Here is a 6,332-nt window from a genome sequence, read left to right as displayed (position 1 = left end):
CGGGGCCGCCGCCGGCCCCCGTGGCCCCGCCTGCGGCTCAGCCGTCCCAGGCCCAGGACCGGCCCGCCGCTCCCGAGCCCGCGCCGCAGGAGCCGCCGCCCGCCGCCCGCCCGGGCGCCTGGCCCGGCGCCGCGGCGCCCGGCTCGGGTGCGCCCGGCGGGCAGGGCGCCCCGGGCCCCAACGGAACCGGCCCGGCGGCCGGCTCCGGCGACATCGGCTCCGGGCCCGCTCCCGCCGAGCCCGCCGCCCGCCGCCCCGGCGGCTGGCCCACCGCGGCCGCCCCCGGCCGTGGCACGCCGCCCGCCCCGTCGCAGCCGGCCCCGGCGGCCCCCGAGACGCAGCAGTCCCCGCCCGCCCCGGCCGCCGCGCCGGGCCCCGTCGCGTCCCAGGGCGCCGGCCAGGTGCGCAATATGTGGCCGGAGATCCTGGAGGCGGTCAAGAACCGCCGGCGCTTCACCTGGATCCTCCTCAGCCAGAACGCGCAGGTCGCCGGCTTCGACGGCACCACCCTCCAGCTCGGCTTCATCAACGCGGGCGCCCGCGACAACTTCGCGAGCAGCGGCAGCGAGGACGTCCTCCGGCAGGCCCTCGCCGAGCAGTTCAACGTGCAGTGGAAGGTCGAGGCGATCGTCGACCCGTCCGGCGGCGCGGGCGGCCAGCCCGGCCCCGGTGGCCAGCCCCCCTCCGGCGGGTACGGCGGCCAGGGCGGCTACGGCGGCGGTGGCGGTCAGGGCGGCTACGGCCAGCCCCGCCCCCCGGCGCCCGCCGCACCCCCCGCCCGTCCGGAGCCCGCGTCCCCGTCCCCGTCGTCCTCGCCGGGGCCCGCCGCCCGGCCCGCATCCCCCTCCGCCACCCCGGAACCGCCCCGTCCGGCCGAGTCGTACAGCCCGCCGCCGCCCCCGCCGGTCTCCCTGGAGGACGACGTCCCGGAGGAGGACGACCCGGACCTGGTGGACTCGGCGCTCTCCGGCCACGACCTGATCGTCCGCGAGCTCGGTGCCACGGTGGTGGAGGAATATACGAACGAGTGACCGGCCCCTCCTCGGAGGCCCGTACGACGACCGGCGCCGCGCGGCCGTTAGGCTGGCGCCCGTGAAGGTCCTCGTCATCGGCGGCGGCGCCCGCGAACACGCCCTGTGCCGCTCCCTGTCCCTCGATCCCGACGTCACCGCTCTGCACTGCGCGCCCGGAAACGCCGGTATCGCCGAGGTCGCCGAGCTGCACCCGGTCGACCAGCTGGACGGCCGGGCCGTCGCGGAGCTGGCGACCGCCCTGGAGGCCGACCTCGTCGTCGTCGGCCCGGAGGCCCCGCTCGTCGCCGGTGTGGCCGACGCGGTGCGCGCCGTGCGCATCCCCTGCTTCGGCCCCTCGAAGGAGGCGGCCGAGCTGGAGGGCTCCAAGGCGTTCGCCAAGGACGTGATGGCCGCCGCCGGCGTCCCCACGGCCCGCAGCTATGTCTGCACCACCCCCGCGGAGGTCGACGAGGCGCTGGACGCCTTCGGCGCCCCGTATGTGGTCAAGGACGACGGGCTGGCGGCCGGCAAGGGCGTCGTCGTCACGAGCGACCTCGCCGCCGCCCGGGAGCACGCGCTCGCCTGCGGCCGGGTCGTCATCGAGGAGTACCTCGACGGGCCCGAGGTCTCCCTGTTCGCCGTGACCGACGGCACCACCGTCGTCCCGCTGCGCCCCGCACAGGACTTCAAGCGCGCGCTCGACGGCGACGAGGGCCCGAACACCGGCGGCATGGGCGCGTACTCCCCGCTGCCGTGGGCCGACCCCAAGCTGGTCGACGAGGTCCTGGAGACGGTCCTCCAGCCGACCGTCGACGAACTCCGCCGCCGTGGCACCCCGTTCTCGGGGCTGCTCTACGCGGGCCTCGCGATCACCTCGCGCGGGGTGCGGGTCATCGAGTTCAACGCGCGCTTCGGCGACCCGGAGACGCAGGTCGTGCTCGCCCGGCTGAAGACCCCGCTGGCCGGGGTGCTGCTGGCCGCCGCGAACGGCACCCTCGACACCCTTCCCCCGCTCAACTGGCGCGACGACGCGGCCGTGACCGTGGTCGTCGCCTCGCACAACTACCCGGACACCCCCCGGACCGGCGACCCGATCGAGGGCCTGGCCGAGGTCGCGGAGAAGGACGCCCCGCACGCCTACGTCCTGCACGCGGGCACCCGGCGGGACGGCGACGCGGTCCTCAGCGCGGGCGGGCGGGTGCTGTCCGTCACGGCGACGGGCAAGGACCTCGCCCAGGCGCGCGAGCGGGCGTACGCGGCGGTGGCCCGGATCCGCCTCGACGGGTCGCAGCACCGCACGGACATCGCGCGGGCGGCGGCCGACGGGTCCTGACCCCGGCCGGCGGGCCGGGGGACGAATCCCCGGCCACCGGACCCGCCCCCCGCGGTCCTACCCCGCACCCCCTGAACGACGCCCCCGAGCGGGCCCGGCGCAGCCGCACCGGGCCCGCTCGCGCGTGCGGCGCACCGGGCGCGCACCACCCCGGCGCACGGGGGCGTGAAACCCGATCCCGCCGACGCCCGTTTCGCCCGACCCTTTGACCAAAGCCATTCCATCGAGTGATGAGTCCCCCATCCGGATGACGGTCGCGCAGGCCCCAACTATGGTGCGGCGCAGGCGTTCCGGCACTTGGCTCACCGGCATTGCGATGTCGGTGGGCGGTGCCACAGTGGGGGAGTGACCAACACCGTCGCAGGGCAGAGGGGGTGAGGTCCGGCCGTGTCCGGTACCGGTTTCGCGGATTCGACGGGCGCGCGCGGCGCCCGCGCCAAGGCCCATGCCGTGCTGCGCGTCAGGGGCCGGGCGCTCGCCGTCGTGCTGCTCCCGGCCGCGGTCGCGGTCGTCCTGCTGGCCGGCGGCGCCACGGGCCGGCTGAGCGGACCGGGCTGGGACACGGCGCGCTGGGTCGCCGCGGCCGTCGCCGTGCCGGTGCTCCTGATCGCGGCCGCCGTGGCCCTCGTCATCCGGCGCGCCGTGCCCGCCCTCAGCCCCACCGTCGATCTGCCGCCCTCCTCGGCCCCCGATCTGTACCGGCTGGTGGAGGACCTGGCGGACCGGCTCGGCGTCCCCGCGCCGTCCGCCCTGGCGCTCACCCCGGACTGCGACAGCTGGCTGGAGGACCGTACCCACCCCGCGCACCGCGCCCCCGGCCCGGAGCCGCAGGGGGCGGAGGGAGCCGCGCCGGTGCTGGTGATCGGCTCGCCGTTCCTGTGGTGGATGCGGGTCGCCGAACTGCGGGCGGTGCTGGCCCCCGTCGTGGCGGGGGCCGGGCTCGCCGCCGATCCGGACATAGCCGCCGCCCGGCGCTTCGTGCGCGGGCTGGACGCGGCGGTCGCGGACGGCACCGGGAGCGGGCCGCGCCGGGGCATATCCCGGCCCCTGGGCCCGCTGTCCGCCTGGGCGGCGCGGGCGCTGCTGCGGGCGTGCCGGGAGCACGCGGCGGAGATGGAGCGCTGGGTCGCGGCGGCCGCGTCGGAGCGTGCGCAGGACGTGGACTACGGGCTGCGGATCGTGGCCCAGGAGCAGGTGGGCCTGGCGTACGCGGGCTGGGACCGGCTGCTGACGCGGGTGGCGCTGCCCGCGTGGCGGATGGGCCGCTGGCCCGCACGGCTGGACGCGGGGGTGGTCTCGGCCCTGACCGAGCTCTCGCGCCGCGACCGCCTCGCGGAGGGGTTCACCTCCCGGCTCGGCGAGCGGCCCGCGTGCGATCTGCTGGAGGAGCCCGGCACGGTGGACGAGGCGGTGTCCCTGCTGGCGGCCCGGCTGTTCCACGGCGGTCCCGGCGGCGCCGGACCGCACTGGTCACCGGTGGACTGGGAGCACTATCCGGCCGAGGTCGTCGACCGGAAGTGGCGCACGGAGGCGGCCCGGATCCATCAGGTGCTCGACGATCTGGGGATGCCGGAGGGCACGGGCGGGTCCGCCGGGCCCGCGAGTCCCACCGGCACCGCCGGGCCCACCCTTTCGCGGGTGATGGAGCACCTCTCGCGGGAGCCGGGCGGCGAGGCGAGCGACGGTCTGGCCGCCGCGATCACCGCCCGGACGGCCCGCGAGGACACGGAGGCGGAGGCCGCCGGCCAGGGCGGCGGAACCCCGGGCGCACCGGCGGGCGGGGCCCTCGCCCCGGGCACCGCCGGAGCCGAGGAGGCCCCACTCTGCGGCGGCGACCCGCTGCCCCTCTTCCCCCTCCAGCCACCCCGCACCGGCCGTGACCTGCTCGCCGACCATGTCGTGGCCATGGTGTGCTGCACGGCGATCGACACCGTGGGCGCCGCCCCCGGCCTGGACTGGCTCGACGGTCCCGTCCTCCTCATCGACGGCGAGCGGCGCTCGGATCTGCTGGGGCCGGTGATGAGCCTGGTGGAGGAGGGGGACGCCAAGCCGCTGCGGGTCTGGCTCGGGTCGCTCGGGGTCCGCCCGGAGAACCCGGTCCGGCTGGCCTGAACAGCGCCGCCCCCGGTCCGGGCCGCCCCGCCACCCGCCGACGCGGCGACCCCCGTGTCCCCGGTCCGGGCCGCCCCGCCACCCGCCGACGCGGCGCCCCCCGTGTCCCCGCCCGCCCCGGACCCCGCCGTCCCGCCCGGCGCGGCTGCTCCCGCGAGCCCTCCCGGAGCCGGCCCCCGTGCTTGATCCGGAGCGGTCTCGTCCGCTTCGCGTCAATTCGCGACGAACGGTGACGGAGTGAGTGCGTTATGTGATGTGCTGGAGACCGGCGCTGCACAGCTCGGCGCCGTGGCGGACCGGGGCACCGAGGGAGGGCGCTGACATGGGGGCGGAGCAGATCCGGCGATGGGAATCGGGTGCCCTCGCCCACGCCGTCAGCGATCCGTTCGGCCAGGGCCCGCTGCCCTGGCTGCGCGGCAGCGAGAACTACTTCGACGACACCGGCCAGGTCGTCCCCTGGTACGCCGACCCGGACCTGGCGCGCGGCGGCTCCGGCCGCCCCCGCACCGCCGACGACGTGCACCGCCAGATCAAGGGCTTCGCCTCCCCCGGGGCGGCCTCGCCGGGCGGGGCGATCGACTTCCACGTCACGGTGGACCCGCCCCAGCAGTTCTCCGTCGACGTCTACCGCATCGGCCACTACGGGGGCGACGGCGCGGCCAAGATCACCACCAGCCCGCGCCTCTCCGGCATCGTCCAGCCCGCCCCGCTCACCGCCGACCGCACGGTCTCCTGCCACCACTGGTGGCTCTCCTGGCGGCTCCAGATCCCCTCGTACTGGTCGGTCGGCGCCTATGTGGCCGTGCTGACCACGGCCGACGGGCACCGGTCCCACATCCCCTTCACCGTCCGCGACGACCACCCGGCGGATCTGCTCCTCCTGCTGCCGGACGTGACCTGGCAGGCGTACAACCTCTACCCGGAGGACGGGCGCACCGGTGCCAGCCTCTACCACGCGTGGGACGAGGACGGCCGGCTCCTCGGTGAGCAGGACGCGGCGACCACGGTCTCCTTCGACCGCCCCTACGCGGGTGCCGGCCTCCCCCTGCACGTCGGCCACGCCTACGACTTCATCCGCTGGGCCGAGCGCTACGGCTACGACCTGGCCTACGCCGACACCCGGGACCTGCACGCCGGCCGGGTCGACCCCACCCGCTACCGGGGCCTGGTCTTCCCCGGTCACGACGAGTACTGGTCGGTGCCCATGCGGCGGGCCGCCGAGCGGGCCCGGGACCACGGCACCTCCCTGGTCTTCCTCTCCGCCAACACCCTGTACTGGCAGGTCGAGCTCCACGCCTCGCCGTCCGGGGTCCCCGAGCGGCTGCTGACCTGCCGCAAGCGCCGGGGTCCGGGCCGCTCCGCGCTCTGGCGGGAGATGGACCGCGCGGAGCAGCAGCTGCTGGGCATCCAGTACGCGGGCCGGGTCCCCGACCCCTCCCCGCTGGTGGTGCGCAACGCCGGGCACTGGCTGTGGGAGGCGACCGGCGCGGGCGAGGGCGACGAGCTGCCCGGTCTGGTGGCGGGCGAGGCGGACCGGTACTTCCCACGCACCGCCCTGCCCGAGCACGACGGCCGGATCCTGCTGGCCCACTCGCCCTACCGGGACGGCGAGGGCGCGGTGCGGCACCAGGAGACCTCCCTCTACCGGGCGCCCTCCGGGGCCCTGGTCTTCGCCTCGGGCACCTTCGCCTGGTCGCCCGCGCTCGACCGGCCGGGCCATGTCGACCCGCGGATCCAGCGCGCCACCGCCAACCTCCTGGACCGGATCTGCAAACGCGACTGAGAAAGTGTTGGGTAAGCCGTTGATCACTCGTGGTTGAGGTCTTCGGTGAGGCGTCGGGCTGCTTCGGTCTCGATGGGGCCGTGCGGCTCGA

3 protein-coding genes and 1 pseudogene are annotated in these 6,332 nt (G+C 76.9%); all 4 read left to right on the top strand.

Annotation, left to right across the window (positions count from 1 at the left end; all coding sequences use genetic code 11):
• A pseudogene (locus tag ABZ457_RS30220) lies at positions 1–1,031 on the top strand (DNA polymerase III subunit gamma and tau); the annotation flags it as partial.
• Positions 1,032–1,092: 61 nt separating this feature from the next.
• A complete protein-coding gene (gene purD, locus ABZ457_RS30215) occupies positions 1,093–2,346 on the top strand; it encodes a phosphoribosylamine--glycine ligase (protein ID WP_359164162.1) in 1,254 nt (417 codons plus the stop codon).
• Between the two features lie 387 nt (positions 2,347–2,733).
• Positions 2,734–4,458, top strand: a complete 1,725-nt coding sequence (locus ABZ457_RS30210; protein ID WP_359164159.1) for a hypothetical protein — start codon at positions 2,734–2,736, stop codon at positions 4,456–4,458.
• Between the two features lie 322 nt (positions 4,459–4,780).
• Positions 4,781–6,241 (top strand): N,N-dimethylformamidase beta subunit family domain-containing protein, encoded by a 1,461-nt coding sequence (locus ABZ457_RS30205; RefSeq protein ID WP_359164156.1) that lies wholly within the window; start codon positions 4,781–4,783, stop codon positions 6,239–6,241.
• Positions 6,242–6,332 lie beyond the last annotated feature (91 nt).

Origin of the sequence: Streptomyces sp. NPDC005805 (assembly GCF_040630445.1) — a bacterium.
In the GTDB taxonomy this organism is placed as follows: domain Bacteria; phylum Actinomycetota; class Actinomycetes; order Streptomycetales; family Streptomycetaceae; genus Streptomyces.
Note: the sequence above shows the minus strand (reverse complement) of the source record. Positions and strands in the feature narration are given on the sequence as shown.